Below are 26749 nucleotides of genomic sequence, written 5' to 3' on the forward strand. Positions count from 1 at the left end.
GGCATGAGCTGGACCGAAGAGCGCATCGCGACGCTGGCCAAGATGTGGGAATCGGGCATGACCGCCAGCCAGATCGCCGAGGAACTGGGCGGGATCAGCCGCAACGCGGTGATCGGCAAGGCGCATCGCCTGGGACTCCAGTCGCGCCCCTCGCCGGTGCGGTCGGCCGAATCGAAGGCGGCGGCAGCATCCGCAGCTGCGGCGGCCGCCGTTCCCGCGCCGGCACCCGTCGCGCCCGAGCCTGCCCCTGCGCCGGTCGCGGAAACCCCGCCTGCGCCGCCGCCGGCGCCTGAACCGGTCGTCGCCGCTCCCGCGCCGATTCCGGTCGAACCCGCACCGGTCGACGACGATCCCTTCACCCCGCTCGCCGATGCGATCGAGGATGAAGAAGAGGAAGACGAGGAGGAGGACGATGCCCCCGCCGCGCCGAAGCCGCGCAGCGATGCGCCAGTGCTGCGCTCGGTCGGCCCCGGCGGCTTCCTGCGCCAGAACCCCGGCGAGCAATCGGCGCCGCTGACCCCGGCCCCGCCGCGCCGGCTCGTCCCCGCACGGCCGAGCGATGCAATCTCGGGCAAGACGACGCTGCTCGACCTGAACGACCGCATCTGCAAATGGCCGATCGGCCATCCGGGCGAACCGGACTTCCACTTCTGCGGCGACAAGGTGAATCCGGGCTTCCCGTACTGCGTCAATCATTGCGGCCATGCGTATCAGGCGCAGCTCCCCCGCCGCGACCGTCGCCCCCCGCCGCCGCTGCCTTATGGTGGGCCACGGGTGCGCTGAAGCCGAGCGCGCAAGTCCGGGCATAGCCCGGACGCGCATCCGGCGCTCGGCCGGCCGGCGCGGCCCAAAGCCGCGACCGACGTCATGGACTTTGCCCATGACGCGACCATAGCCGGCCTTCGCCGCCTTTGCGGATGGCCCCGTTTCGTTCTATACCATCGCCATGGCCGACAATCTGTTCGACGCGAACGCTCCCACCCCGCCCGCCTATGACGCTTCGTCGATCGAGGTGCTCGAAGGGCTGGAGCCGGTTCGCCGCCGCCCGGGCATGTATATCGGCGGCACCGACGAGCGCGCGTTGCACCATCTCGCCGCCGAGGTGCTCGACAATGCGATGGACGAGGCGGTCGCCGGCCATGCCACCCGGATCGAGGTGCAACTGGACGTCGGCAACCGGCTGACGGTCATCGACAACGGGCGCGGCATCCCGGTCGATCCGCACCCCAAGTTTCCCGACAAATCGGCGCTGGAGGTGATCCTCTCGACGCTGCATTCGGGCGGCAAGTTCGCGGGCAAGGCCTATGCGACCTCGGGCGGGTTGCATGGTGTGGGCATCTCGGTCGTCAATGCGCTGTCGGTCGATACCGTGGTCGAGGTGGCGCGCGACCGGCAACTCTACCGCCAGCGTTTCTCGCGCGGGCAGACGATCGGGCCGCTCGACCATGTCGGCGCGGCGCCCAACCGGCGCGGCACGCTGGTGGCCTTCACCCCCGACGTGGAAATCTTCGCCGACCTGCAATTCAAGCCGGCGCGGCTGCACAAGCTGGTCCGGTCGAAAGCGTATCTGTTCGCCGGCGTCGAAATCCGCTGGAAATGCGCGCCCGAGCTGGTCGCGGGCACCGATGTGCCGGCCGAGGCGGTGTTCCAGTTTCCCGGCGGGCTGGCCGATCACCTGCGCGAACAGGTCGGCGGGCGCGAATGCGCCACCGCCGATTTCTTCACCGGGCGGCAGGATTTCGCGGGCGAGGCGGGGCGCGTCGAATGGGCGGTGGCGTGGCCGCTGTGGAGCGACGGCAGCTACAGCTATTATTGCAACACCATCCCGACGCCCGACGGCGGCACGCATGAACAGGGGCTGCGGCAGGCGCTGGTCCGGGGCCTGCGCACTTTCGCCGACCTGATCGGCAACAAACGCGCCAAGGACATGACCGCCGACGACGTGACGGTCGGGTGCGAGCTGATGCTGTCGGTATTCATCCGCGAACCGCAGTTCCAGAGCCAGACCAAGGACCGGCTGACCAGCGTCGAGGCCGCGAACCTTGTCGAGAAGGCGGTCCGCGACCATTTCGACCATTTCCTCAGCCACAATATGGAGCGTGGGCGTGCGCTGCTGGGGCTGGTGCTCGACCGGATGGACGAACGCCTGCGCCGCAAGGCCGAGCGCGAGGTCAAACGCAAGACCGCGACCTCGTCGCGCAAGCTGCGTTTGCCGGGCAAGCTGACCGATTGCGCCTCGGACGATCCCAAGGGCACCGAATTGTTCATCGTCGAGGGCGATTCGGCCGGCGGATCGGCCAAGCAGGCGCGCGATCGCAAGAACCAGGCGATCCTGCCGATCCGTGGCAAGATCCTGAACGTCGCCTCGGCGACCAGCGCGAAGATCGTCGCCAATCAAGAGATTGCCGACCTGATCCTCGCGATGGGGTGCGGCACGCGCAAGGATTGTCAGCCCGATGCGCTGCGCTACGAACGGATCGTCATCATGACCGACGCCGATGTCGACGGTGCGCATATCGCGACGCTGTTGATGACGTTCTTCTTTCAGGAGATGCCCGACATCGTCCGGCGCGGGCACCTGTATCTGGCGCAGCCGCCGCTCTACCGGCTGACCGTGGGAGCGAAGTCGCTCTACGCCCGCGACGACGCGCATCGCGCCGAGCTGGAACGCACCGCCTTCAAGGGCAAGAAGGTGGAGGTTTCGCGCTTCAAGGGACTGGGCGAGATGAACCCGGGGCAGCTTCGCGAAACGACGATGGACCCCAAGAGCCGCAGCATGATCCGCATCACGCTGCCGCAGGAATATGAGGAACGCGCGGCGGTGAAGGACCTCGTCGACCGGCTGATGGGCACCAACCCGGCGCACCGCTTCGCGTTCATCCAGGAAAATGCCGCGCGGCTGGACGATGCGGTGATCGACGCCTGATCGGGCGATTCCGGCATGTGCGGTAAGGGGAAATAATCGGTGTCGAATGTGTTGTTCGCGACTGCGGTCATGATACAGGCTACCATGGTGCAGCCCGACCCCTCGCTCCGGCTGCGCACCGACGAGGTGATGGCGCTGCTGGCGGGCAATGGCAGCTACGACACCACCTTCGCCCCCGCTTTCCGCAACGCCGTGCCCAAGGCGCAGTTCGATGCGATCGCCAGGCAACTCTCCGATGCGCTCGGCAGGCCGACCAGGGTCGAATCGATCACGGCAGTGACGCCATGGTCGGCGCGGGTGCGGATCGGTTATGAACGCGGCGTGCTTAATGCCGACATCGTGGTCGATCCCGTCGCGCCGCATCTCGTTACCGGACTGCTCGCCAAGGGGGCGGAACCGCGTGGGCCGCAAGTGGCATCGGTCGACGAGGTCGTTCGGCAGATCGCGGTACTGCCCGGCCGGACCGGGTTCGCGCTGGCAAGGCTGGGCGATGGCGCGCCCGCGCTGACCGCCGGGCATGAAGCCGGCCGTCCCCTGGCGATCGGGTCGGCGTTCAAGCTGGTGATCCTTGCCGAACTGGCCCGGTCGATCGCGGCAGGCGAGCGTAAGTGGGGCGATGTCGTGACGCTAGACGGCAGCGCGCTGCCCGGCGGCGGTTATGCGCAACAGCCAAAGGGCACCAAGATCCCACTGCGCGAACTGGCCGGGCGGATGATCTCGGTCAGCGACAACAGCGCGACCGACATCCTGCTGTTTCATCTGGGCCGGACGAAGGTGGAGGCGATGCTGCCTGTCGTCGGCATGACCGACGGCGGCCAGCGCAACGTGCCGTTTCTGGGCGCGCTCGAACTCTTCAAGCTGAAGGGGGTGAATGGCGGGGCGCTGGGGGTCGAGTATCTGACGCTCGATGCCGCCGGGCGCAGGCGGATGCTCGACGGCAAGGTCGCGGCAACGCCGATCGCGGCGATCCCGCGCGATCTGTTCCAGGACAAGAAGCCGGTGCGTATCGCCGAACTGGAATGGTTCGCCAGCCCCAACGACCTGATCCGCACGATGGACTGGCTGCGGCGGCACAGCGAGGGACCGGACGGGGCTGAGTTGCGCGCCATCCTCTCGAAGAACCCCGGCCTGCCCTCGGCGACCGAAAGCTGGTCCTATGTCGGGTACAAGGGCGGATCGGAGCCGGGGGTGCTCAACATGACCTTCCTGCTGCGGGGCAAGAATGGCGCATGGGCCGCACTGTCCGCCGGCTGGAACGATTCCGCGAGCGATGTCGATCTGTTGAAGTTCAGTGGCCTGGTCGGCAGCGCACTGAGGCTGGCTGCGCCGAACTGAGGGTGGGAGCCGGACGACCCGCTGCGAAATCGTTGCGGCTGCTTCCTTCCGGACCTGACCGGGTTGGCGACGGCATCGTCCGCCCGACTCCCGTGCGCCCTATGCGCGAAGCCGGACGGCAACGCAAGTCCGTCAGCCGCGCCGCCCCGGCAGGCGCGAATAGGGCACGAACTCGCCGAGCGCGACCGAGCCGCTGAACATCTGCGATCCCCGGTCGACCAGCGTCACGATGTCGATGCTGCACAGCCGGGTGGAGAGCGTCCGGGTGACGAGAATATCGTCGCGGTCGAGCAGCCCGCCGCCTTCGGGACGGTTCACGTAGAGCATGCCGTTGTTCATGCGATAGACGATCGCGGTATCCTCCACGATCTCGCTCGACCGGATGTCGCGCAGGTTGATGCAGGAAACCGGCGCGGTGGCGCTGCGTCCGGCGGTGATCTTCGCCAGTGCCGCCTCGCCATTGGCACCGCGGTCGCGCGCGGCGGCGGGCAGGGTCATGGCGGCCAGCGCGATCGCGCCTGGTAGCAGAATGGACAGACGCATCGGACAGCTCCTCAAGGTCGGCGGATGGCCCCTGGTATCACGGCAGCGCTGAACGGCGGCTGACGGAGGCGCATATTCGCTATCGCCATCAACGCGCGCGCGGTGGGGAGGATGCGTCCCCCTCCCCCGCAACGATTTTTCTAGCGTGCGGCCGCCGCCTCGATGATCGGTACGAACTTGTCGGCGGTGAGGCTCGCGCCGCCGACCAGCGCGCCGTCGACATCGTCGATGGCGAGGATCGCGGCGGCGTTCGCGCCCGTCACCGACCCGCCGTAGAGGATGCGGATCGTGTCAGCCGCATCGCCGACCATCTGGCGCAGCTTGGCGCGGGCGATGGCGTGGACCTGCGCGATCTCCTCGGGCGAGGGTGTGCGGCCGGTGCCGATCGCCCAGCGCGGTTCATAGGCGAGCGTGAACCAGTCGCCGTTCGCGCCTTCGGGCACCGATTTCTCGATCTGCGCCTGCACGACGCGCTCGGCGCGGCCGGCGTCGCGTTCGGCCTCGGTCTCGCCGCAGCACAGGATGACGTCGAGGCCGTGGCGGCGCGCGGCGGCGGCCTTGGCCCAGGCGTCGTGGCTCGTCTCGTTCTGATCGGCGCGGCGTTCGCTGTGGCCGACGATCACCACGCTCGCGCCTGCCTCGTGCAGCATTTCCGCTGACACGCAGCCGGTGTGTGCGCCGCGATCATTGGCGTGGACGTCCTGCCCGCCGATCCGCACCGCGCGGACGATCCCGGCAGCATGATGCACCAGCGTCGCGGGCACGCACAGCGCGACGTCGACCCCCGGCGCGGCTACGGCGGCGGCATCGATCGCCTCGATCTCGGCGAGGCCGGTGCGCAGCCCGTGCATCTTCCAGTTGCCCGCTACCAGCTTGCGACGACTCATGCCCTGCCCTCCAACGCCCGTTTTACATGTTCTACAGCCGATAGCGGCTTGTGCGCGTCGCGCAACCTTGAAGCGCACGGTCCACGCAACCTTGAAGCGTGCGCGCCTGCCTTCTAAAGCACCCCGGTTTCCATTCTTTCGATCGGTTGCACGGATGCTCGGTTTCTTCAGGCGCATGACCAAGTCGAAGGTCGGCATTTTCGTCGGCCTCGCGTTTCTTGCGGTCATCGCGGTCGGTTTCGCCATGGCCGATCTGAACAGCATGCGCCCCGCGTCGCTGGGCGGCGGCGGGTCGGCGGTGGCGACGATCGGCGACCAGCAGATCACCGACCAGCAACTGACCGATCGCGTGCGCAACGACGTGCAGGTGGCAGGCCAGCGCCAGCCGGGCCTCGACGTCGCGCAATATATCGCGGCCGGTGGCTTCGACGGATCGCTCGATCGCGCGATCAGCGATGCCGCGCTGATGCAGTTCGCGCAGGAACACGGGCTGGTCGTGTCTGACCGTTATGTCGACGGGCAGATCGCCAGCATCGCCGCGTTTCAGGGGCTGAACGGCCAGTTCGACCAGCGCACCTTCGAACAGGCGCTGGCGCGCGCGCGGATCACGCCGCAGCAGTTGCGCGACGACATCCGCCGGGCGGCGCTGACCAAGCTGATGCTGGCGCGCACGCTGGAAAGCAAGTTCATGCCGCAGCAGATCGCGCTGACCTATGCGTCGTCGCTCAAGGAAGCGCGCTCGGGCCAGGTCACGATCGTGCCGACCGCCGCGCTGCCCGCGCCGGCCGCGCCGACCGACCAGCAGGTGCAGGCCTATTACGCCGCCAACCGCGCGCGCTACCTGATCCCCGAGCGGCGGGTGATCCGTTATGCGATCGTGACCCCGGCGAGCGTCGCGGCGCAGGCGCAGCCGAGCGATGCCGAGGTGCAGGCCGCGTATCGCGCCAATGCCGCGCGCTTCGCCGCGACGCAGACGCGCAATGTCGCGCAGGTCGTCGTCGCCGATCAGGCGGCGGCGAACCGCATCGCGCAGGCGGTGCGTGGCGGCCAGAGCGTGGCGGCGGCCGCCAGCGCCGCCGGGCTGGAAGCGACGACATTGACCGGCCAGACCAAGGCACAGCTCGCCGGGCGCAGCGCGCCGGCGGTAGCCGATGCCGCCTTCGCCGCACAGCAGGGTGCGGTGGTCGGCCCGATCCGGTCGCCGTTCGGCTTCGTCGTGCTGAAGGTCGATGGCATCACGCAGGTGCCCGGCAAGACGATCGAGCAGGCGCGCCCCGAGCTGGTCGCCGAACTCGCCAAGACCAAGGGCGCGACGGCGCTGGGCGCGGTGCAGGAGAAGATCGACGCGGGGATCACCGACGGCGCGACCTTCGACGAGATCGTCAAGGACGCCGGTCTGACGCCGCAGGCGACCGCGCCGGTGACGGCGCAGGGGGTCGATCCGCTCAAGCCCGCCCAGCCCGATCCGGCGCTTGCCCCGATTTTGCAGGCGGGGTTCGCCGCCGAGGCGGGCGACGCGCCGCAACTGGTGCAGACCGGATCAGACGGCACCTTCGCGCTGGTTGCCACCGGAGACATCACTCGCGCCGCGCCACGTCCGCTGGCCGAGATTCGCGAGCAGGTCGCCGGGCAATATCGGCAGGATCAGGCGATGAAGGCGGCGCGCGCGGTGGCGCAGGCGATCCTGACCAAGGTCAACGGCGGCACCCCGCTGTCGGCGGCGGTGGCACAGGCCGGGGTCCGCCTGCCCGCACCGCGCCCGGTCACGGCGTCGCGCCAGCAACTGGCGCAACTGGGCGGACAGGTGCCGCCCGCGCTGTCGCTGCTGTTCGCGATGGCACCCAAGAAGGCGCGGATCACCGCCGCGCCCGACGGCACGGGCTGGCTGGTCGTGTATCTCGACGGTATCCAGCGCGGCGATGCTTCCGCCGACAAGGCGGCGATCGCCGGAGTCGGGCGCGAGCTGGGCCAGATCGGCGGCAATGAATATGCCGAGCAGTTCGTCGAGGCGGTGAAGCGCGAAGTCGGCGTGAAGCGCAACGATGCGGCCATCGCCCGCGTGCGCGGCGAGCTGGCGGGCGGCGCGGCCGCAGCGCCCGCGCAGTGAGCGGCGTCGAAGGCGTCGAGGCCGCACGCACCGCGCTGGGCGACGGCAAGGGCGCGCTCGTCTGGACCAGCCGGGTCGCCGATACAGAGACGCCGGTCGCCGCCGCGCTCAAGCTGATCGAGCCGGGGCGTGGCGACTTTCTGCTCGAATCGGTCGAGGGCGGGTCGGTGCGCGGGCGCTACAGCCTGATGGGCCTCGCCCCCGATCTGGTGTTTCGCGCCGAAGGGCAAGCGGCGGCGATCAACGATCGCTGGCTGACCGATCGCGACGCCTTCGTCCCCTGTGCCGAGCCGACGCTGGCGGCGCTGCGCACGCTGGTCGGACAGTGCCGGACCGACGTGCCCCCGGCGCTGCCACGCGCGCTCGCCTGTCTGGTCGGCTATTTCGGCTATGAGACGGTCGGGCTGGTCGAGAGCTTGCCCAAGGCGGCGAACGATCCGCTGGGGCTGCCCGACATGATGTTCGTGCGGCCGACGGTGCTGCTGGTGTTCGACCGGCTGTCCGACACGCTGTTCGTCGTGGCGCCGGCGTGGCCGGGCGGGTCGGTCGACGCGGCGGTCGAGCGGATCGAGGCGACCTGCGCTGCGCTGGATGCCGCCGCGTTGCCCGCGCCGGCACGGCTGGCGGAGGTGCCCGAGGTGGCGCTGACCCCGGTGCTGCCGGAAGGGCGCTATGGCGCAATGGTCGCGGCGGCCAAGGAGTATATCGCGGCGGGCGACATTTTTCAGGTGGTGCTGGCGCAGCGCTTCACTGCGCCGTTTCCGCTCGCACCGTTCGAGCTGTACCGGGCGCTGCGGCGGATTAATCCGTCGCCGTTCCTCTATCACCTCGACCTGCCGGGCTTCGCGCTGACCGGTTCCAGTCCCGAAATCCTCGTGCGGTTGCGCGATGGCGAGGTGACGATCCGGCCGATCGCCGGCACCCGGCCACGCGGCGCCACGGCGGCGGAGGACGAGGCGAACCGGACGAGCCTGCTCGCCGACCCCAAGGAGCGTGCCGAGCATCTGATGCTGCTCGACCTCGGGCGCAACGACGTCGGCCGGGTGGCGGCGGCGGGCAGCGTACGCGTGACCGACAGCTATGCGGTCGAACTCTACAGCCATGTGATGCACATCGTCTCCAACGTGGTCGGCACGCTGGATGCAAAGGCCGATGCGCTCGATGCGCTGTTCGCCGGGTTTCCGGCGGGGACGGTGTCGGGCGCGCCCAAGGTGCGGGCGTGCCAGATCATCGCCGAACTGGAGGCCGACAAGCGCGGGGCTTACGCGGGCGGGGTCGGCTATTTCAGCCCCGACGGGTCAATGGATTCGTGCATCGTGCTGCGCACCGCGATCGTGAAGGACGGGGTGATGCACGTCCAGTCGGGCGCGGGGATCGTCGCCGACAGCGACCCGGCGTACGAACAGCGCGAGTGCGAGGCGAAGGCCGGCGCGCTGCTGGCGGCGGCGCGCGAGGCGGTGGCCCAGGCGGGGGCGGCGCGCTTCGGGCAATAGGCAAAGTTTACAAAGTTTACACTTGCGGGCCGTTCGCGGCCGGGTGGGGGCGCTTGCGGACCGGTGTCGGCTTCGGGGCGGGTTCACGGAATCAAAAGAGCGGCCCCACCCTACCCCGGCGGCCATATTGTAGGACAGCGGTTCAGCGGCGGACCGCGTGGGCCGCCAGCCAGAGCCAGCCGCCGATCAGCAACAGCCCGCCGAGCGGCGTGACCGGCCCCAGCACCCCGCGCGGCCCGCCCAGCGCCATCGCATAGAGCGACCCGCCGAAGAACAGCCCGCCCACGACGAACAGCCAGCCCGGCCCGCGCGCGCCCATCTGCAGCGCGACCAGCGCGGCGACGGCATGGACCAGTTGATATTGGCCGCCGGTGCGCAGCCAGTCGGCCGCCGCGCCCGAGGCACCATGCGCGCCGAACGCCCCGGCGGCGACGGCCATCGCCCCCGACAGCGCGGCGGCGAGAAGCAGGACGTTCATCGAAAAATCTCCAGCGTGTCCACCACCATTGCCCCGGCGACCCCCAGCGCGGCAAGCGCCGCGACAAGGACCGCGCCGGCCAGCATGTCCTTAGCGATACCGATCTCGCGGTGATGATCGGGGTGGAGCCGGTCGATCACCCCCTCGATCGCGCCGTTGAGCAGTTCGAGCGCCAGCACCAGCGCGACGGTGATCGCGACCAGCGCCCACCAGACGGGGGCGGGGCGCAAGGCGAGGAGCGCGATCAGCACGGCGGCAGCGAAGCCGAGATGGGTGCGAAAGCTCGCCTCGCGCGCCCATGCGGCGCGCAGGCCGCTCAGCGCGAAGCCAAGGCGTTCGCGGAACGGGCGGCCTTTCATGAAATGCGGTCGGGCGGCAGGAGGATGGGCATGGACGGTGTTCCGATGGCGGGGGAATCAATCCGATGGTGATCCTGCCACCGGCCGGCGATCGGCGATACCGGCTTTGGCCGGCTGTCGTTCAGCGAACGGCTGGAAATGATGGCAGGCGGTGTTCTGCAAGGATAGTGTCGCGCCATGCGCTACGCCTTGCCCGCTTTCCTCGCCCTCATGGCCGCTCCGCCTGTTCAGGCCGAGCCAAAGCTTGAACGCGGTTTCGACGGGGCGCTGCGAGGGTGTGAGGAATGGTTGCTGAATCCGGCGAGCTGGGTGGATGGCACGGACGCCTTCATCAAGGCCGTCGGTCTTGGCGAACAGATGCGTTCGGTCGACAAGGTCGACGAGGTCAACCTGCCGCCGGAGCGAATGCGCAAGGCGAACCACTATTGGCGGATCGATTCAAGTCCGACGTCCGGCTATGTTCTCGTGGTTTCGGACCAACTCCCGATCTGCCACATTACCGGTGGCGGCGGCACCGATCTTCAACCCAGCGTTCAGAGCGTTCTCGCGTCGCCCGGGTTCGACACCCGCTGGGAGCCAATAAACAACAGTTCGCGGGACGGCATGGCGACAACGACGTTCCGCAACCGGCAGGACCCGGATTTGTCGATCACCATCAGTCGCGCGGCGCAAGCGCAGCAGCGACTGGACAAGGTTCAGGTGCTGGCTACCGCCATCTTCCAACCCGCCAGATGATCGCACGACACCATGAGGTGACGGTCGCAACCGGGCAAACGGACGGTGCGGGGATCGAGGCTCCCGTGATCCGCGGACGGTGACGGCGGCCCGGCCGTTCTGACCAGCGCGGCAAGAATTCCGATCTGGAAATCACATCGATTGCGCAGCCATTTTTTCACCTTTGCCACCTACGTGCCAGACCCTTGTTGACCGCACGGGGCATGGGAATGAGACAGGCCGGAAACGAGACACCCGTCCTGCGGGACCTGCCGGTCGATGTCGCGGCGCTGCTCGACCAGTCGATCGCGTTGATCGGCGTCTACGACCAGCACGAGGTATTGCGCTACAGCAACGCGGCCTTTCGCGCGGCGTATTTCGTGGAGGCGGGAGAAGACGTCGACTGGCAAGCCCTGATGCGCCGCAATCACGCGGCCGGTCGCGGCACCATCATCGAAACCGCCAATATCGAAAACTGGATTTCGTCGGTGCGGTCGCGCCGGGGCAAATCCCGGCAGCGCACCTATGAAAGCGACCTCCAGGACGGTCGGTTCATCTGGGTGACCGAAACCAGACGGGACGACGGCTGGATCGTCTATGTCGGTACGGACATCACGTCGCTCAACGTGTCCGAGCGGAAGCTGCGGCTGGCAAACGAGCAACTGTTCCGTCAGTCCTTTACCGACGAACTGAGCGGCGTTTCCAACCGTCGCCATATCTTCGGCAAGCTGAAGGAGCTGCTTGCCGAGGGGGGCGATGGCTGGGCCTGTCTGGTGGACATCGATCATTTCAAGAAGATCAACGACACCTATGGCCATCACGGTGGCGACGAGGTGCTGACCGGCATCGCGCAAACGGCGCGCAGGACCGTCCATCTGAAGGAATCATTCGGGCGCGTCGGCGGGGAGGAATTCCTGATCCTGTTCGCCAGCCAGCCGTTCGATGAGGTCAGATCAACGCTGGCGCGGCTGCGCGTGGCCATCGGCGGCATGGACGCCGCTGCCCGATACCCCGGCCTCACGGTGACGATCTCGGGCGGGCTTACCCATATCTCGCCGGGGGATACCGAAGAGGCGGTCTTCATCCGCGCCGACGCCAGCCTCTACCTTGCCAAGACGAGCGGCCGTGACAGGATCTATTTCGGGACGGCGGACATACGGTCCGACGAGGCGAGACGGATCGTCGGTTCGGGACACCGCGACACCGGGTAGCGCGGTTTCGGGCCGGACCACGGCACTGTCGTGCCGTTCCTGCCCCCTCACCCCGTCCCGGCGTCGTCCGGCACCGTGCCCGCCGCCGCGGTGACGCGGGCGTTGGTGAAGATCATCTCGCGGCCGGTGCGCAGGTCGCCGGTTTCGCTCTGCTGGAACAGGCGTTTGGCGTCGGTCTTGCGATACAGGTCCTCGGTGCGGTCGATCTCGCCATCGTCGACGCCGACGCAGACCATCGCGGCGCGGGCCATCGACACCGCCGAATCGAGCACCTCGCGGAACACCCCTTCGATCGGCGCGCCCGCCAGCTTCACCACCGCGCGGCGATCGAACGCACGCACGAAGATGCCGGGGTTGGGGAACGCCTGATGGATCGCCTCGATCGCTTCTGTCTCCAGCGGATCGCCGTCGGTGCAGAACAGCAGCAGTTCGGCATCCTGCGCACCCGCCAGCCGCAGCAGATCGATACGGGTGCCGTCGCCATAATAGACCTTCATGCCGAAGCTGCCGGCGATCTCGATCATCTCGACGTCGCGGTCGATCACGGTGACGCTGATCCCCTGCGCCAGCAGCATCTGCGCCACGGTCTGGCCGAAGCGGCCATAGCCGACAACGACCGCGCTGGCGCCGTCGTGGCGCGGGCCTTCGGGGGTGCCGCCCTCGCGCTTTTCGGGTTCGGCGCGGAAGCGGCGGGTGGCCATCATCAGGAACGGGGTGGTCGCCATCGACAGGGTGACGATCGCGCCGAACACGCTCGCCGCCTCGGGCGCAATCAGCAGCGCGTTCTGCGCCTGCGCGAACAGGACGAAGCCGAATTCGCCGCCCTGGCTGAGCAGCAGGCCCAGCGCCAGCGCGCCGCGCCACGGCATGCCGAACAGGCGGCCGATGCCGAAGATCACCAGCCCCTTGGTCGCGATCAGCGCCAGCGCCATGCCGACGACCAGCACCGGATGCTCGGCGATCGCGCCCAGATCGAGCATCATGCCCACCGCGAGGAAGAAGAGCCCGAGCAGGATCGAGCGGAACGGCTCGACATCGGCCTCCAGTTCGTGGCGATACGGGCTGTCGGCGAGCATCACGCCGGCGATGAACGCACCCAGGGCGGTCGACAGGCCCAGCGCCTGCATCAGCGCGGCGCTGGCGATGACGGTGAACAGGCCGGCGAAGACGAACATCTCGCGTTCGCCCATGTTGCCGATCAGGCGGAACATCGGCCGCAGCAGGAAGCGCCCGGCGAGGATGAGGCCGGCGACCGCGCCCAGCGTCCACAGCCCCAGTTGCCAGCCCGGCGGGCCGCCGGCATCGGCCGGATTGCGCGACAGCGCGGCGGTGATGGTGATGAGCGGCACGATCGACAGATCCTGAAACAACAGGATCGCGAAGGCGCGCTCGCCGAACGGGGTCTTCATGCGGCCGGCGGATTGTAGCATCGGCAGCACCTGCGCGGTCGACGACAGCGCCAGCGGCAGCGCGAGCGCGATCACCGCGCCCCAGGTAAAGCGCGTGCCGAACCACACGACCCCGATCAGCGCGACCCCGCACAGCGCGACCTGCATCAGCCCGAGGCCGAAGATGTCCTGCTTCATCCGCCACAGGCGAGAGGGCGAGAGTTCGAGGCCGACTAGGAACAGCAGTAGGGTGATGCCGAGTTCGGCGATGCCGAGCTTGGCCTCCGCATCGCCGACGATGCCCAGCACCTGCGGCCCCACCACCGATCCGGCGACGAGATAGCCGAGCGTGGCGCCCAGCCCCAGCTTGCGGAAGATCAGCACGAACACCAGCGCCGCGCCGAGCAGCGGGGCGAAATCATGGAGCAGCGAGGCGGTGCCGTGCTCCTCCATTATGCCGCCGCCCGGTGGCTGGCGGCTTGCTCTGCGGCCTGCGCGGCGGCTTCGAAGGCGAGGCGGATCGAGGCGTGGCGCGCGCTGTGCGGGCGGGCGGGTTCGAACAGGGTCAGCCCGGGCCAGTCGGGCGCGGCGCCCTCCCCGGCCAGCCATGCGGTGAGCGCGTCGCGGGCGTCCGCCAGCTCCCGTGGGCTGCGGCCGACGATGTGCTGCGCGAGGAGGGCCGAGGAGGCCTGCCCCAGCGCGCAGGCACGCACCAGCATGCCGACCTCAGCCACGCGATCGTCGGGGCCGAGCGCGATGTCGACGGTCACGCGGCTGCCGCAGACGGGCGAGCGTTTCTCGACCGAGGCATGCGGTTCGGCCAGACGGACGCTACGCGCCGTATCGGCGGCGAGGCGGAGGATTTCGGTGTTGTAGAGTGCGGTCACGCACAGGGATGTAGGGGAGGCAAGGGACGGTGGCGAGTCGTTAAAGTCCAGTCGGAAGCCCGCGACGGGTCCGGTCCCGCTCCGCCGAGACGGACGTCATTCCAGCGAAGGCTGGAATCTCCCGGTTGTAGCGCGCAGCAGGAGCCGAGGGAGACTCCAGCCTTCGCTGGAGCGACGGTTTAGGGCGGTGGCTACTCGCCGAACACCGGTTCGCCCTTACGCCGCCGGTCGACGAAATCGGCGACACTGGCGCTGGTGGCGTTGAGCAGCGGATAGGTCCGCGCCTGTTTGATCCATGCCGGGCGGCCGGTCGGGCCGCCACCGACGAAATCGGCGGCGAGGAGCAGCAGCAGGAAGGCGAGGCTGGCGAGGATCAGCCCTTTCAGCGCGCCGAAGCCGAAGCCCAGCGCCCGGTCGAGCGGCCCCAAGACCGAGGCGCGGGTACGGCTGCCGACCGCATTGGCGACGAGGCGACCGCCGAAATAGCCGACCCCGCTGATGAGCGCGAAGGCCAGCGTCGCCGCGCCCCCGGCGGTGCCGGTGGGTCCGGCCAGCGCTGCGGCGACGGGGGTGTGGAACAGCTTGAGCGCGATCACCACCAGCACCCATGCGGCGAGCGAGAGGACTTCGGTGACGAAGCCGCGCAGGAACCCGAGGACCGCCGCCCCGCCGACCGTGAGGATGACCGCGATGTCGAGCGAGGTGAGCGCCATGCGTGGGGGTATGGCGCGGGCGGCGGGGAATGTCGAGGTTGGCGGGGTCGGGCGATGCCGGAGACTTCGTCATTCCCGCGCAGGCGGGAATCCATAGACGCTGACGTCCGGGCAATAGTCGCGAACATTGCGTATATGGACCCCCGCCTTCGCGGGGGTGACGAACGGCTCAGCGCCCCAGCATATGATCGACGAACCTCGGCAGGTCCTTGAAGCTCGACAGCTTGAGCGCGCCGCCCTCCGCCGTCTGCGCGGCGGGGACGAGGGCGCGGCCGAAGCCCAGTTTGCCGGCTTCCTTCAACCGCAGCGCGCCGTGGGCGACCGGGCGGACCTCGCCCGACAGCGCGATCTCGCCGAACACGATCGCGTCGGCGGGCAGCGGCCGTTCGGACAGCGCCGAGACGAGCGCCGCCGCCACCGCCAGATCGGCGGCGGGATCGGTCACGCGGTAGCCGCCGGCGATGTTGAGATAGACTTCGGCCGTGGCGAAGGCGAGGCCGCAGCGCGCCTCCAGCACCGCGAGGATCATCGCGAGCCGCCCCGAATCCCAGCCGACGACCGCGCGACGCGGCGTCGCGCCCGACGCCAGCCGGACGGTCAGCGCCTGCACCTCGACCAGCACCGGGCGGGTGCCCTCCAGCGCGGGGAACACGACGGTGCCCGTCACATTCTCGTCGCGCGAGGTGAGGAACAGCGAGGACGGGTTGGGGATTTCCGACAGGCCCTCGCTCTCCATCGCGAACACGCCGATCTCGTCGGTGCCGCCGAAGCGGTTCTTGACCGCGCGCAGGATGCGATACTGATGGCTGCGCTCGCCCTCGAACGCCAGCACGGTATCGACCATGTGTTCGAGGACACGCGGGCCTGCGATCGATCCGTCCTTGGTGACATGGCCGACCAGCACGACGGCGGTGCCGCGTTCCTTGGCGAAGCGGATCAGCTCGCCCGACGAGGCGCGGACCTGGCTGACGGTGCCCGGTGCGCCTTCGATCAGGTCGCTGTGCATCGTCTGGATCGAATCGATGATGAGCAGGGCGGGCGCGGCGCCGCCGCCGAACGTCGTCAATATGTCGCGCACCGACGTCGCCGCCGCCAGTTGCACCGGCGCATTGCCGAGGCCCAGGCGACGCGCGCGCAGCCGCACCTGATCGGCCGCCTCCTCGCCCGAGACATAGGCGACGCCCTTGCCCGCCAGCGCGAGCTTCGCGGCGGCCTGCAGCAGCAGCGTCGACTTGCCGATACCGGGATCGCCGCCGATCAGCGTCGCCGATCCCTCGACGAAGCCGCCGCCCAGCGCGCGGTCGAGTTCGGCGATGCCGGTGGTGAGGCGGTCGGGCAGCGCGATGTCGGTGTCGAGGCCGGAGAGCAGGATCGCGCGCCCGCCGCTTTGCAGGTTGTGCCGCGCCGAGAACGGGGTAACGACCGCGCCGGCATCTTCGACCAGCGTGTTCCATTCGCCGCAATCGGCGCATTGCCCCGCCCATTTCGACGTGACCGATCCGCATTGCTGGCAGACGTAGCGCTTCTGGGGTTTTGCCATCGGCCGGGCCTAGCAGATGGGGAACGAAAGGGGAATACGCCACCCCCGCGCGAGCTGCAAGGTTCAGCGGCGCGGTTCGGCGACCGGGCCTTCGGGGTTGCCGGTGGCATGCACCTTGATCGGGCGCGCGCCCAGCCGTGCGGCGACATCGGGCGCGACATAGGACAGGGTGAGGAAGGCAAGGAAGATGCCGACGCCCAGCCCGTAGAACGACGGCACCAGCCGAAGCGCGAGCCGCGAGCTGTCGAGCGGCGGCTTGATCCCCTGACAATATTGCATGGTGTCGGTCTTGCCCTGGAGCGCCAGCATGCCCGAGATCGCGACCGGCAACGCGGCCAGCCCCATTTGCAGCGGCGAGATGCGGGTTCCGAACACCGCCTCGCCCAGCGTCAGGATGCCGCCCAGTGTCGCCACGCTGACCGAGGCCATGCTCTTGAAATAATCATAGGCGAATTTCGGATCGGGCAGCGCCCGGTCCGCCGAAGGTTCGTCGCGCATCACCCTGCCCTGTCCCCGTTGCCGTATCGGCGAGGATAGCGTGCGGTGGGGGTGGTGCAAGGGTGGCTGGCGGGATCGGGGGGCTTGGGTCGACTTCCCCTCCCCCGGCCCCTCCCCTGGAGGAGAGGGGGAGAAGGCGTCAGTTCAGTTCGCTGCCGCGTTTCAGGACCTTGGCGCCATCGTCCTGCTCGATCAGATAGGCGGGGTTGTCCTTGGTGCCGTTCTTGGTGATCTTCGATCCCTTGATCGTGCGCTGGACGCGGCGTTCGAAACGTTCCTCGACCTTGCCGGTCGCGGTGCCGTTGCCCCACGACCATTCGACCGTCGCACCCTTTTTATAGCTGTCGCTCATTGCCCGCTCCTGTTGTCGGCGGGGTCAACCGGCAGCGGCCGCAAGCGTTCCGGTAGCGTGCGCTGCGTTCCGGCGCTATGCGGCGGCGATGAAGCCTTCCCACCTGCGCGTCGCGATGTTCAGCGGAAACTATAATTACGTCCGCGACGGCGCGAACCAGGCGCTGAACCTGCTAGCAGCCCATCTGCTCGATCGCGGCGTCGCGTTGCGCGTCTATTCGCCGACCATCGACAAGCCCGCCTTCCCGCCGACCGGCGATCTGGTGAGCGTGCCCGCGTTCGGCATGCCGGGCGGGCGCGGCGAATACAAGCTGGCGCGCGGGCTGCCGCGCCGGGTCCGCGCCGATCTGGAGGCGTTCGCGCCCAACATCGTCCATGTCGCCGCGCCCGACATCCTCGGCCACCGCGCCTTGAGCTGGGCGCGCGACAAGGGTGTCGCGACCCTCGCCTCGCTCCACACCCGGTTCGAGACGTATCCGCAATATTACAAGATCGGCTTTCTCGAACCGCTGGCGGTGGCGTTGTCGAAGCGGTTTTACAACCGCGCCGATCAGGTGATGGTGCCCGGGCGCGGTATGGCCGAGCTGCTGCGCGACTGGGGAGTCACCTCGCCGATCGGCATCTGGTCGCGCGGGGTGAACCATGCGCGGTTCCACCCGGCGATGCGCGATCTCGACTGGCGGCGGTCGCTGGGGATCGGTGACGACGAGGTCGCGGTCAGCTTCCTCGGGCGGCTGGTGCTGGAGAAGGGTCTCGACATTTTTTCCGAGGTCGCCAAGGAATTGCAGCGGCGCGGGGTCAAGCACCGCATCCTCGTGATCGGCGAAGGCCCGGCGCGCGACTGGTTCGCGCAGGCGGTGCCGCATGCGGTGTTCGCCGGCTTCCGCTCGGGGGACGATCTGGGCCGGGCGGTCGCGTCGATGGATGTGTTCTTCAACCCGTCGATCACTGAGACGTTCGGCAACGTCACGCTCGAGGCGATGGCGGCGGGCGTGCCGGTCGTCGCGGCGCGCGCATCCGGTGCGGTGGGGCTGGTCGACGATCGCCGCACCGGATTTCTGGTGCCGCCGCGCGACGTGCCCGCCTATGCCGACGCGATCGCGCGGTTGTGCGAGGATGCGTCGCTGCGGTGGCAGATGGGGATCGCGGGCCATGAGGATGCCGGGGGCTATCAATGGGACCGCGCCAATCAGGCGGTGCTCGATGCGTATCTGGGGATCGTTCGGGGGTAGTGGCCGGACGGGGTCGACATTCCGTTTCAGCAGGAGGAACTTGCCCTCCCCCCCCCCGCGTCGTTCCCGCGCAGGCGGGAATCCATACACGCCGACGCCGGTGATCGAATCAGGCCCGTTGCATCTATGGGTGCCCGCCTGCGCGGGAACGACGAAAAAGCCTAGCAATCGGCTGAATGTCGATCTGCTCCAAGGTTGCCCGCCTGGTTCGTCATTCCGGCGCAGGCCGGAATCCACGGATACGGGCCTGTGCGATTCTCTAGATGCGGTTCGTGACCATGGATCCCGGCCTTCGCCGGGATGACTGGAAGGCCGGGGGTGACGGGCCGCCCCCCCGCCCTTAACGTCGCATCAATCCCCGTCGCCTAAGGCTGGCGCGACACGCGAAGGGTCTGGCCGATGATCGACAATTTCTCGCTGGGCCTTACCCATGTGCTGATGCTGTATGCGGTGTGGCGGCTGCTGCGCCGCGACGACCTTGACCGCGAGGGTGAGGTCGAGTCGATGCAGCGCAGGAAGAAAGACCGCTTCGGTGCGTGACCTTGCGTTCATCGCGTTTCTGGTCGCGCTGTTCGGCATGGGGTTTCGCCGGCCGTTCGTGTTCGTGCTGACCTATGTCTATATCGACATCGTCGCGCCGCAGCGGCTGACGTACATGCTGCTCAACTCGATCCAGATTTCGCTGATCGCCGCCGCGTGCGCGATCGGGGCGTGGGCGGTGGTCGACGACAAGCGCGATACGCGCATCGCCCCGCGGCAGGGATTGATGCTGGCGCTGCTGCTCTATTGCCTGTGGACCACCAAGGGTGCCGATTTTCCGGTCGACGCGCAGTTCAAATGGGAATGGGTGTGGAAGGCGCTGGCCTTCGCGATCTTCCTGCCGCTGACGCTGCGCACCAAGTTGCGGATCGAATCGCTGCTGCTGTTCATGGTGCTCTCCGCCGCATCGATCATCATCGTCGGCGGCATCAAGACGCTGGGATCGGGCGGCGGATACGGCGAACTGAACCTGATGGTGTCGAACAACGCCGGGCTGTACGAAGGGTCGACGATCTCCACGGTCGCGATCGCGATCATCCCGCTGATCCTGTGGTTCAGCAAATACGGCACGATCTATGTCCCCGACTGGCGGGTGCGGGCATTCTGCTATGCACTGGTGTTTTCATGCCTGCTGATCCCGGTCGGCACATCGACCCGGACGGGGTTGCTGTGCATCGGGCTGCTTGGCGTGCTGATGCTGCGCGATGTGAAGCGGCGGCTGACCTATCTGATGGCGGCGGGCGCGGCGGCGGTGATGGCGGTGCCGTTCCTGCCCAGCGCGTTCACGCAGCGGATGGAGACGATCGGCACCTATCAGTCGGATGCGTCGGCATCGACGCGGATCGCGGTGTGGATGTGGACGCTCGACTATGTGAAGGACCACCCGTTCGGCGGCGGGTTCGAGGCGTATCGCCAGAACCAGATCCGCTATGACAAGGTCGCCGTGACCGGACAGGGCAACAACCAGACGGTCCGCCGCGACCTTGAGGTCGACAAGGGCCGTGCGTACCACAGCGCGTATTTCGAGATGCTGGGCGAACAGGGCTGGCCGGGGTTGCTGTTGTGGCTGTCGATCAACCTTGGCGGGCTGTTCCGCATGGAGGTGCTGCGGCGGCGCTATGCGAAGCCCGGCGACGGCGAGGGGTGGATCGCACCGCTGGCGGGGGCGTTGCAGAACGGGCATATCGTCTATCTGTTCGGCGCGAATTTCATCGCGATCGCGTTCCAGCCGTTCGTGTTCATGCTGATCGGCGCGCAGATCGGGCTCGACACCTATCTGGCGAGGAAGCGGGCAGAGGGCGCGTGGCGGCCGATCCAGCGACGGGCGCGTGTCCCGGCATGAGCGAGTTGAAGGCGCTGACCGGCGCGCGCGGGATCGCGGCGTGGTTGGTGGTGTTCTTTCACCTGCGCCATTCGCTGGTCGGCGTGCCGGCCCCGGTGATGGCGGTGCTCGACAAGGGCTATCTCGCGGTCGATTTCTTCTTTCTGCTGTCGGGCTTCGTCATCGCGCTGGCATGGGCCCCGCGCTTCGCCGCCGAGGGGTGGCGGGCGGCGGGACCGTTCCTGCGCAAGCGGATGGCGCGGGTCGTGCCGCTACACTGGTTCGTGCTGGTGGGAACGGTGGCGGTGGCGGGCGTGCTGGCGCTCAGCGGGCGCGCGGTGGCGGACCAGTTTCCGTGGGAGGCGCTGCCGCTGCATGTCGTGCTGGTACAGAGCTGGGGCGGCGGCCATACGCTGGCTTGGAACGATCCGGCGTGGTCGATCTCGGCGGAGTTCGCGGCGTATCTGCTGTTTCCGGTGGCGGCGGTGATGGTCGACTGGCGGCGATGGCCGGTGGTGGCGCTGATCGGCGGGATCGTTTCGATGCTGGCGGTGCTGGCGGTCGTGCTGGCCGCGAACGGCGAGAACGGGTTGGGCGGCGACGTCGGGCGGTTCGGCGTGCTGCGCTGCGTCTGCGAGTTCGGCGCGGGGGCGATGGTCGCCGCATTGTGGCAGCGGTGGCGGGGCGTGCGCGGAGTGGCGGTGGTGGCGATGCTGGTCGCAAGCGGTGCGCTGGTGGCGTTGGTCCTCGGCTGGCTGCGCGAGAGCGTGGCGGTGCCGGCGGGCTTCGCCGCGCTGCTCCTCGCGCTGGCGCTGACCGCCGGGCGGCCGGGCAATATGCTGGAGGGGCGCTGGGTGCATTGGCTGGGCGAGGTCAGCTATGCGACCTATCTGGCGCATTACCCGATGTGGTTCGTGTTCAAGCTGTTGTTCGTGAACGATGCCGCCGCCGCGCCATGGGGCGTGGTGGTGGCGTATTTCGGGGCAGTCGTGGTGGCGTCGGGGCTGCTCTACCGCTTCGTCGAGCGGCCGGCGCAGCGCTGGGTCAATGGGCTGGGGCGAGTGCCGGTCAGGCGCACGGTTCACGAATGAGGCGATAGACCTCGCGCGGGGCGGCGATGCGGAAGAACTGCCCCGAGCGGTTCAGCGCCGGAACCCACCAGTCCATGCCGTTCATGGCACTGAAGATGTTGGCAGGGCCGAAATCGATCGTCCCCGTCCCATCGCGGTGTTCGGTGAGATCGAGGCGTGGCAGCCGTTCGATGTCAAACGAGCTGAACTTGCGGTTGCGCAGGATCAGAATGCGCTGGTCGGACACGGCATAGCGCAGCGACTTGCGCAGCCATGCGTCGTGTACGAACCGGCCGGCGATCAAATACAGGCCGACAATCAGGAACGGCAGTCCCCACAGCCGGAAGAACAACGGCGGCGCGCCATCACCGCCGCCGAACGGTTCGGACCATACCATCACGTTCCAGAAGATCGCGAACCCGCCCCATAGCAGCGAGAACGGGACCAGGAAAATGTCCCTCTCACCGAATGCGATCCCCTGTTTGGGGCGACCCGACCAGCGGATTCGTTCGCCGGGGAAGAGATAGGACTGGAACGCCGCCTCGGTCTTCATATCGCGCATGCGCCGGAGCGTAGCGCCGACGACACGCCGGCACTAGGACCGTTCGACATTGAGGGACAATCGTGGATTTTGGTCATTCCCGCGAAGGCGGGAATCCATAACCGCTGACGTTTCGGCTGGAGTCGCGACGCTGGCGCATATGGACTCCCGCCTTCGCGGGAGTGACGAAACGGAATGGAACCGTCGTTCCGCGTCAGCGAACCGAATGTCAATCGGCCCTGGTGGTCGGGCGCGGCGGCGAACCGCCGCGCCGGGCCCTCACGCCTCGGCCAGCTCGCTCGCCAATGCCTCGAGGATCGCCTTCGAAAAGGCAGGAATGTCGTCGGGCTTGCGGCTGGTGATGAGGTTGTCGTCAATCACCACTTCCTCGTCAACCACATCGGCCCCGGCGTTTTCGAGGTCGGTGCGCACCGAGGGCCAGCTCGTCACGCGGCGGCCGTCGACCACGTCGGCCTCGACCAGCAGCCACGGCGCGTGGCAGATCGCGGCGACGATCTTGTCGTCGTCCATAAACTCGCTGACGATCTCGACCGCGCGTTCCTCGATCCGCAGCTTGTCGGGGTTGCCGACGCCGCCGGGCAGGAGGAGCATGTCGAACTGTTCGGTGTCGACGTCGTCGAGCGTCAGGTCGGGGGTGATCGTCCGCGCCTTCTCGCTGTCGTTGACGACGCCCTGGATCGGATCGGTCTTGATCGATGCGAGCGTCACCTGCGCGCCGGCGTCGAGCAGCGCCTGACGCGGATCGAACAGTTCGGATTCCTCGAACCCGTCGGTCGCGAGGATCAGCACGCGGGCATTGGTGAGGTCGGCCATGGGGCAGTCTCCGTAGGGGTAAGTCCGCCTCTCAACAGGCTGGTCCGGGCGGGGTTCCCGGAACGAAGCGACGAGCCGAACATTGATCCGACGAGCTGAAACGGGAACGCCGATGGCCGAGAGCGCCGAACCGATCGATTGTGCGCCGGGATGCGTTTTCTCCGATTGCGAGACGCCGGGCATCACTCGCCGCCGGCGCGGCAAGGGATGGGAATATTGCGACCCCGACGGCAAGCGGATCACCGACACGGGCGAAATCGAGCGGTTGAACGCGATCGGCCTGCCCCCCGCCTATCGCGACGCATGGTATTGCCCCGACCCCGCCGGCCATATCCAGGCGATTGGCTGGGACGAGAAGGGCCGCAAGCAATATCGCTATCACAATGATTTCCGCGAGGCGCGCGAGCTGGCGAAATACGACCGCTGCGCCGCGTTCGGCCATGCCCTGCCCGCCCTGCGTCGTGCGGTCGAGCGCGACCTGAAGGCGCGCAAGCTCAGCCGCGAACGCGCGGTGGCGGCGGTGGTGCGGCTGCTCGATCTGGGGCGGGTGCGCGTCGGCAACGAAGGCTATGCGCGCGAGAACAAGAGCTACGGCGCGACGACGCTGCGCAAACGCCACGCACATCTCTCGGGCACCAAGCTCAAGCTCCAGTATCGCGCCAAGTCGGGCAAGCTGCGCGTGCTGACCATCACCGACCGCTCGCTCGCCAGCTTCGTGCGCAAGGTTCAGGACCTGCCGGGGCAGCATCTGTTCCGCTGGATCGACGACGACGGCGAGGCGCATGCGGTGACGTCGAGCGACGTGAACGCCTATATCCGCGAAGCGATGGGCGGCGATTTCACCGCCAAGCATTTCCGTACCTGGGGGGCGAGCGTACTGGCGTTTCAAGCGCTGGCGCAGGCGGAGGTGGACATCAGCCTGAAGGCGATGCTCGAACCCGTCGTCGAGGCGCTGGGCAACACGCCCGCCATCGCGCGCAAATCCTATGTCCACCCGTTGCTGGTCGATCTGGCGAAGGACGGACAGGCCGCGTTCCGCACCACGCTGGCACTGCCGCGCGCGGCCAAACACCTGTCCGCGCACGAGCGCGGGCTGATCGCGCTGCTCGAAGCGAAGGACGCCGCGCCCCGCGCCGCGTGAAAGGGTTTCCATGACCAATACCGCCACCCCCGCCGCGACCGTCGAGCGCGCGTTCAACGCCGACCGCGCGCAGGCACAGGCGCGGCTGTTATTTCAGGACAGTGCGCGCTGGATCGCCGACACGTGGTTGCAGGTGCTGATCGCGCTGGGCGTCGGCGCCGGCATCGTGCTGGTGCTGCTGATGGTGCGCCGCTGGGCGTTGAGGCTGTGCCGGAACGATCGCGCCGGCTGGGGCGGGATCGTCGGCAAGGCGGTGTCGCGCACCAGCCTGTTCTTCATGGTCACGCTCGCCGCCAAGCTAGTCGACGGCTATGCCAGCGCACCGCCCGCCGTGACCAACACCATCGAATTCCTGTTCACTGTCGCATCGGTGTTCCAGGCGGCGGTGTGGGCGCGCGAGGTGATCCTCGGCGTCGTCGAGCGGCGCACCGCCAGCGACCATTATCATGGCGAGGCGCTGGCATCGGCGATGGGGCTGATCCGGCTGCTCGTCACCTTCGCGCTGTTCGCGATCGCGCTGATCGTGGTTCTCGACAATCTGGGGGTGAACGTCACCGGCCTCGTCGCCGGCCTCGGCGTCGGCGGCATCGCCATCGGTCTGGCGGCGCAGGGCATCTTCGCCGATCTGTTCGCCGCGCTGTCGATCATCTTCGACCGGCCGTTCCGGCGCGGCGACAACGTCAGCTATGACAAGACCGACGGATCGATTCAGGAGATCGGCCTGAAATCCACGCGCATCCGCTCGATCACCGGCGAAGAGCGGATCATCAGCAACAAGAACCTGCTCGACAAGGAAATTATCAACAACAGCCGGCGCGAGCATCGTCGCGCGGTGTTCGCGATCGGCGTGACCTATCAGACCCCGGCCGACACCTGCGCGCGCCTGCCCGCGATGCTGCGCGAGGTCGTGGAGGCCAATGATCGCAAGTTCGTGCGCTGCGGCTTCACCGGCTTCGGCGCGTCGAGCCTCGACTTCGAGGTGATCTTCGATTCGCCCGGCGCCGACTATGCCGCCTTTTATGACGGACGGACGGCGGTGGGCCTCGCCATCCTGCGCCGGCTGGCCGCCGAGGGGATCGAGATCGCCTATCCGACGCAGGTGAACCTGACGGCGGCGGCGGACGGGCGGATCGTCGATCCGGGGTGAGAATGTCGGGCTTATCCATCCGCCCCGAACCGTCGCCCCAGCGAAGGCTGGGGCCTCTCGCGGCTCTTGTCACCCACACGCACCGGGAGATCCCAGCCTTCGCTGGGATGACGACTCGGATGGTACAGAAGCACGAGACCCTCGGCATTTTTAGAAGGATCGGTTTGGTACAGATACGGCGTGAACCGCAGTTTTAGGGTAACGGGTGCGGCACCGGCTTGCGCTTGCCACTACGATCCGGCTATTCCCGGCGGCAGGAGAGGAGCGCCAAACGGCGTCCCGCCAAGAACTATCCGTAGAGGAAGCCTGCCCCATGCGTTCCGCCGTCATCGTCTCGACCGCCCGTACCCCGATCGGCCGCGCCTATCGCGGGGCGTTCAACAACCTGCCCGCCCCGACCCTCGCCAGCCATTCGATCCGCGCCGCGATCGAGCGCGCCGGGGTAGAGGGAGCCGAGGTCGACGACGTGCTGTTCGGCGCGGCGCTGCAACAGGGGCATCAGGCGGGCAATATCGCGCGGATGGCGGCCTTGCGCGCCGGGCTGCCGACCAGCGTGTCGGGCATGTCGATCGACCGACAATGCGCCAGCGGGCTGATGGCGATCGCCACCGCCGCCAAGCAGGTGGTCCACGACCGGATGGACATCTGCGTCGCGGGCGGGGTCGAATCGATCAGCCTCGTCCAGACGCCGCAGATGCGTGTCGCGTTCGACCCCGAACTGGTGGCGATGCACGGTGACATCTATATGCCGATGCTCCAGACCGCCGAGATCGTGGCGCAGCGCTATGGCATCTCGCGCGATCGGCAGGACGAGTACGCGCTGCGTTCGCAACAGCGCACCGCCGAGGCGCAGGCGAACGGCCGGTTCGACGCCGAACTGATCCCCGTCACCGCGACGATGAACGTGATCGACAAGGCGACCAAGGAAGTCTCGGCGCACGAGATCACGCTGACCAGGGACGAGGGCAACCGCGCCGACACCACGATCGAGGGGCTGCGGTCGCTCAAACCGGTGATGGGCGAACAGGCGGTCATCACCGCCGGCAACGCCAGCCAGTTGTCCGACGGATCGTCAGCCTGCGTCGTGATGGAGGAAGCGCTGGCAGCCAAGCGCGGGCTGCAACCGCTCGGCCGCTATGTCGGCATGGCGGTGGCGGGCACCAAGCCCGACGAGATGGGCATCGGCCCGGTCTATGCGGTGCCCAAGTTGCTCGAACGGTTTGGGCTGGGCATGGACGATATTGGCCTGTGGGAGCTGAACGAGGCGTTCGCGGTGCAGGTGCTGCATTGCCAGGACGTGCTGGGCATCCCCGACGACCGGCTGAACGTCAACGGCGGCGCGATTTCGATCGGCCACCCCTATGGCATGTCGGGCGCGCGGATGACCGGCCATGCGCTGATCGAGGGCAAGCGGCGCGGGGTGAAATATGTGGTGGTGACGATGTGCGTCGGCGGCGGCATGGGTGCGGCAGGGTTGTTCGAGGTGTTGTGAG

General features: G+C 68.1%; 26 protein-coding genes and 1 other RNA gene. 14 read left to right on the forward strand and 13 right to left on the reverse strand.

What is annotated here, in order from left to right; translation table 11 throughout:
- The first annotated feature begins 3 nt into the window (after positions 1-3).
- The 3 genes from ASE78_RS02975 to ASE78_RS02985 all read left to right on the forward strand — a co-directional run bounded on the left by ASE78_RS02975 (position 4) and on the right by ASE78_RS02985 (position 4261).
- Positions 4-783, forward strand: coding sequence for a GcrA family cell cycle regulator (locus ASE78_RS02975; protein WP_056493030.1), 780 nt, complete (start codon positions 4-6; stop codon positions 781-783).
- Between the two features lie 163 nt (positions 784-946).
- The gene (gene parE / locus ASE78_RS02980) at positions 947-2926 is read left to right on the forward strand and encodes a DNA topoisomerase IV subunit B (RefSeq protein ID WP_056493033.1); all 1980 of its coding nucleotides are present in this window, start codon (positions 947-949) and stop codon (positions 2924-2926) included.
- Positions 2927-2995: 69 nt separating this feature from the next.
- Positions 2996-4261 (forward strand): serine hydrolase, encoded by a 1266-nt coding sequence (locus ASE78_RS02985; protein WP_156351262.1) that lies wholly within the window; start codon positions 2996-2998, stop codon positions 4259-4261.
- Here ASE78_RS02985 and ffs read toward each other — a convergent pair.
- The 3 genes from ffs to tpiA form a co-directional block, all read right to left on the reverse strand.
- Positions 4261-4355: signal recognition particle sRNA small type (gene ffs, locus ASE78_RS18150), an RNA gene on the reverse strand. The genes ASE78_RS02985 and ffs overlap by 1 nt on opposite strands.
- Positions 4356-4393: 38 nt before the next feature.
- Positions 4394-4804, reverse strand: coding sequence for a hypothetical protein (locus ASE78_RS02990; protein WP_056493040.1), 411 nt, complete (start codon positions 4802-4804; stop codon positions 4394-4396).
- A 140-nt stretch (positions 4805-4944) separates the two neighbouring features.
- Positions 4945-5691 (reverse strand): triose-phosphate isomerase, encoded by a 747-nt coding sequence (gene tpiA, locus ASE78_RS02995; RefSeq protein WP_056493043.1) that lies wholly within the window; start codon positions 5689-5691, stop codon positions 4945-4947.
- Between the two features lie 154 nt (positions 5692-5845).
- Here tpiA and ASE78_RS03000 point away from each other — a divergent pair, with 154 nt between their 5' ends.
- Together ASE78_RS03000 and ASE78_RS03005 are read left to right on the forward strand one after the other, a co-directional pair.
- Entirely contained in the window at positions 5846-7798 is a 1953-nt protein-coding gene (locus ASE78_RS03000) for a peptidylprolyl isomerase (RefSeq protein WP_056493046.1), read from the forward strand.
- On the forward strand, positions 7795-9291 hold the full coding sequence (locus tag ASE78_RS03005; protein WP_056493049.1) for an anthranilate synthase component I family protein: 1497 nt from the start codon (positions 7795-7797) through the stop codon (positions 9289-9291). The genes ASE78_RS03000 and ASE78_RS03005 overlap by 4 nt, the downstream gene beginning before the upstream one ends.
- Before the next feature lie 142 nt (positions 9292-9433).
- Here the strand turns inward: ASE78_RS03005 and ASE78_RS03010 are convergent, their stop codons facing one another.
- On the reverse strand, positions 9434-9769 hold the full coding sequence (locus tag ASE78_RS03010) for a DUF423 domain-containing protein (protein ID WP_056493052.1): 336 nt from the start codon (positions 9767-9769) through the stop codon (positions 9434-9436).
- Positions 9766-10128 carry a diacylglycerol kinase gene (locus tag ASE78_RS03015; protein ID WP_056493055.1) on the reverse strand — a complete coding sequence of 121 codons (363 nt, stop codon included), beginning with the start codon at positions 10126-10128 and terminating at the stop codon, positions 9766-9768. Before ASE78_RS03015 ends, ASE78_RS03010 begins: the two co-directional genes overlap by 4 nt.
- 177 nt (positions 10129-10305) lie before the next feature.
- On the opposite strand from ASE78_RS03015, the gene ASE78_RS03020 reads away from it, so the two are divergent.
- Both ASE78_RS03020 and ASE78_RS03025 read left to right on the forward strand, forming a co-directional pair.
- Positions 10306-10863: a hypothetical protein gene (locus ASE78_RS03020; RefSeq protein WP_156351263.1), complete on the forward strand. Its 558-nt coding sequence runs from the start codon at positions 10306-10308 to the stop codon at positions 10861-10863.
- A gap of 209 nt (positions 10864-11072) precedes the next feature.
- Complete coding sequence (locus ASE78_RS03025; RefSeq protein ID WP_056493062.1) at positions 11073-12053, forward strand: GGDEF domain-containing protein; 981 nt, start codon at positions 11073-11075, stop codon at positions 12051-12053.
- 47 nt (positions 12054-12100) lie between these two features.
- On the opposite strand, the gene ASE78_RS03030 is transcribed toward ASE78_RS03025, so the two are convergent.
- From ASE78_RS03030 to ASE78_RS03055, 6 genes are all read right to left on the reverse strand, one after another.
- On the reverse strand, positions 12101-13894 hold the full coding sequence (locus ASE78_RS03030) for a cation:proton antiporter (protein ID WP_056493065.1): 1794 nt from the start codon (positions 13892-13894) through the stop codon (positions 12101-12103).
- A complete protein-coding gene (locus ASE78_RS03035) occupies positions 13894-14328 on the reverse strand; it encodes an iron-sulfur cluster assembly scaffold protein (RefSeq protein WP_056493068.1) in 435 nt (144 codons plus the stop codon). Before ASE78_RS03035 ends, ASE78_RS03030 begins: the two co-directional genes overlap by 1 nt.
- A 191-nt stretch (positions 14329-14519) precedes the next feature.
- Positions 14520-15041, reverse strand: coding sequence for a CvpA family protein (locus ASE78_RS03040; RefSeq protein ID WP_055755366.1), 522 nt, complete (start codon positions 15039-15041; stop codon positions 14520-14522).
- 169 nt (positions 15042-15210) lie between these two features.
- Positions 15211-16581: a DNA repair protein RadA gene (gene radA, locus ASE78_RS03045; protein ID WP_056493070.1), complete on the reverse strand. Its 1371-nt coding sequence runs from the start codon at positions 16579-16581 to the stop codon at positions 15211-15213.
- A 63-nt stretch (positions 16582-16644) separates the two neighbouring features.
- Positions 16645-17079, reverse strand: a complete 435-nt coding sequence (locus ASE78_RS03050; protein ID WP_056493073.1) for a hypothetical protein — start codon at positions 17077-17079, stop codon at positions 16645-16647.
- Between the two features lie 139 nt (positions 17080-17218).
- Positions 17219-17431, reverse strand: a complete 213-nt coding sequence (locus tag ASE78_RS03055; RefSeq protein ID WP_055755363.1) for a DUF2945 domain-containing protein — start codon at positions 17429-17431, stop codon at positions 17219-17221.
- An 88-nt stretch (positions 17432-17519) separates the two neighbouring features.
- Here ASE78_RS03055 and ASE78_RS03060 point away from each other — a divergent pair, with 88 nt between their 5' ends.
- From ASE78_RS03060 to ASE78_RS03070, 4 genes are all read left to right on the forward strand, one after another.
- Positions 17520-18662, forward strand: coding sequence for a glycosyltransferase family 4 protein (locus ASE78_RS03060; protein WP_056493075.1), 1143 nt, complete (start codon positions 17520-17522; stop codon positions 18660-18662).
- Positions 18663-19061: 399 nt separating this feature from the next.
- Positions 19062-19202: a hypothetical protein gene (locus ASE78_RS19050; protein ID WP_164490748.1), complete on the forward strand. Its 141-nt coding sequence runs from the start codon at positions 19062-19064 to the stop codon at positions 19200-19202.
- Positions 19195-20544 carry a DUF5935 domain-containing protein gene (locus ASE78_RS03065; RefSeq protein WP_056493077.1) on the forward strand — a complete coding sequence of 450 codons (1350 nt, stop codon included), beginning with the start codon at positions 19195-19197 and terminating at the stop codon, positions 20542-20544. The genes ASE78_RS19050 and ASE78_RS03065 overlap by 8 nt, the downstream gene beginning before the upstream one ends.
- Positions 20541-21614, forward strand: coding sequence for an acyltransferase family protein (locus ASE78_RS03070; RefSeq protein ID WP_056493083.1), 1074 nt, complete (start codon positions 20541-20543; stop codon positions 21612-21614). Before ASE78_RS03065 ends, ASE78_RS03070 begins: the two co-directional genes overlap by 4 nt.
- Here the strand turns inward: ASE78_RS03070 and ASE78_RS03075 are convergent.
- Together ASE78_RS03075 and ASE78_RS03080 are read right to left on the reverse strand one after the other, a co-directional pair.
- On the reverse strand, positions 21592-22155 hold the full coding sequence (locus ASE78_RS03075) for a hypothetical protein (RefSeq protein ID WP_056493087.1): 564 nt from the start codon (positions 22153-22155) through the stop codon (positions 21592-21594). The genes ASE78_RS03070 and ASE78_RS03075 overlap by 23 nt on opposite strands.
- A gap of 258 nt (positions 22156-22413) precedes the next feature.
- On the reverse strand, positions 22414-22968 hold the full coding sequence (locus ASE78_RS03080; RefSeq protein WP_056493090.1) for a type 1 glutamine amidotransferase domain-containing protein: 555 nt from the start codon (positions 22966-22968) through the stop codon (positions 22414-22416).
- 112 nt (positions 22969-23080) lie between these two features.
- On the opposite strand from ASE78_RS03080, the gene ASE78_RS03085 reads away from it, so the two are divergent.
- The 3 genes from ASE78_RS03085 (at position 23081) to ASE78_RS03100 (ending at position 26748) form a co-directional block, all read left to right on the forward strand.
- Complete coding sequence (locus ASE78_RS03085; protein WP_056493102.1) at positions 23081-24109, forward strand: DNA topoisomerase IB; 1029 nt, start codon at positions 23081-23083, stop codon at positions 24107-24109.
- 10 nt (positions 24110-24119) lie between these two features.
- Positions 24120-25256 (forward strand): mechanosensitive ion channel family protein, encoded by a 1137-nt coding sequence (locus ASE78_RS03090; RefSeq protein WP_055755357.1) that lies wholly within the window; start codon positions 24120-24122, stop codon positions 25254-25256.
- 313 nt (positions 25257-25569) lie between these two features.
- Positions 25570-26748 carry an acetyl-CoA C-acyltransferase gene (locus ASE78_RS03100; RefSeq protein WP_056493108.1) on the forward strand — a complete coding sequence of 393 codons (1179 nt, stop codon included), beginning with the start codon at positions 25570-25572 and terminating at the stop codon, positions 26746-26748.
- Position 26749: the final 1 nt, after the last annotated feature.

Origin of the sequence: Sphingomonas sp. Leaf25, from assembly GCF_001421635.1 — a bacterium.
GTDB lineage: Bacteria > Pseudomonadota > Alphaproteobacteria > Sphingomonadales > Sphingomonadaceae > Sphingomonas.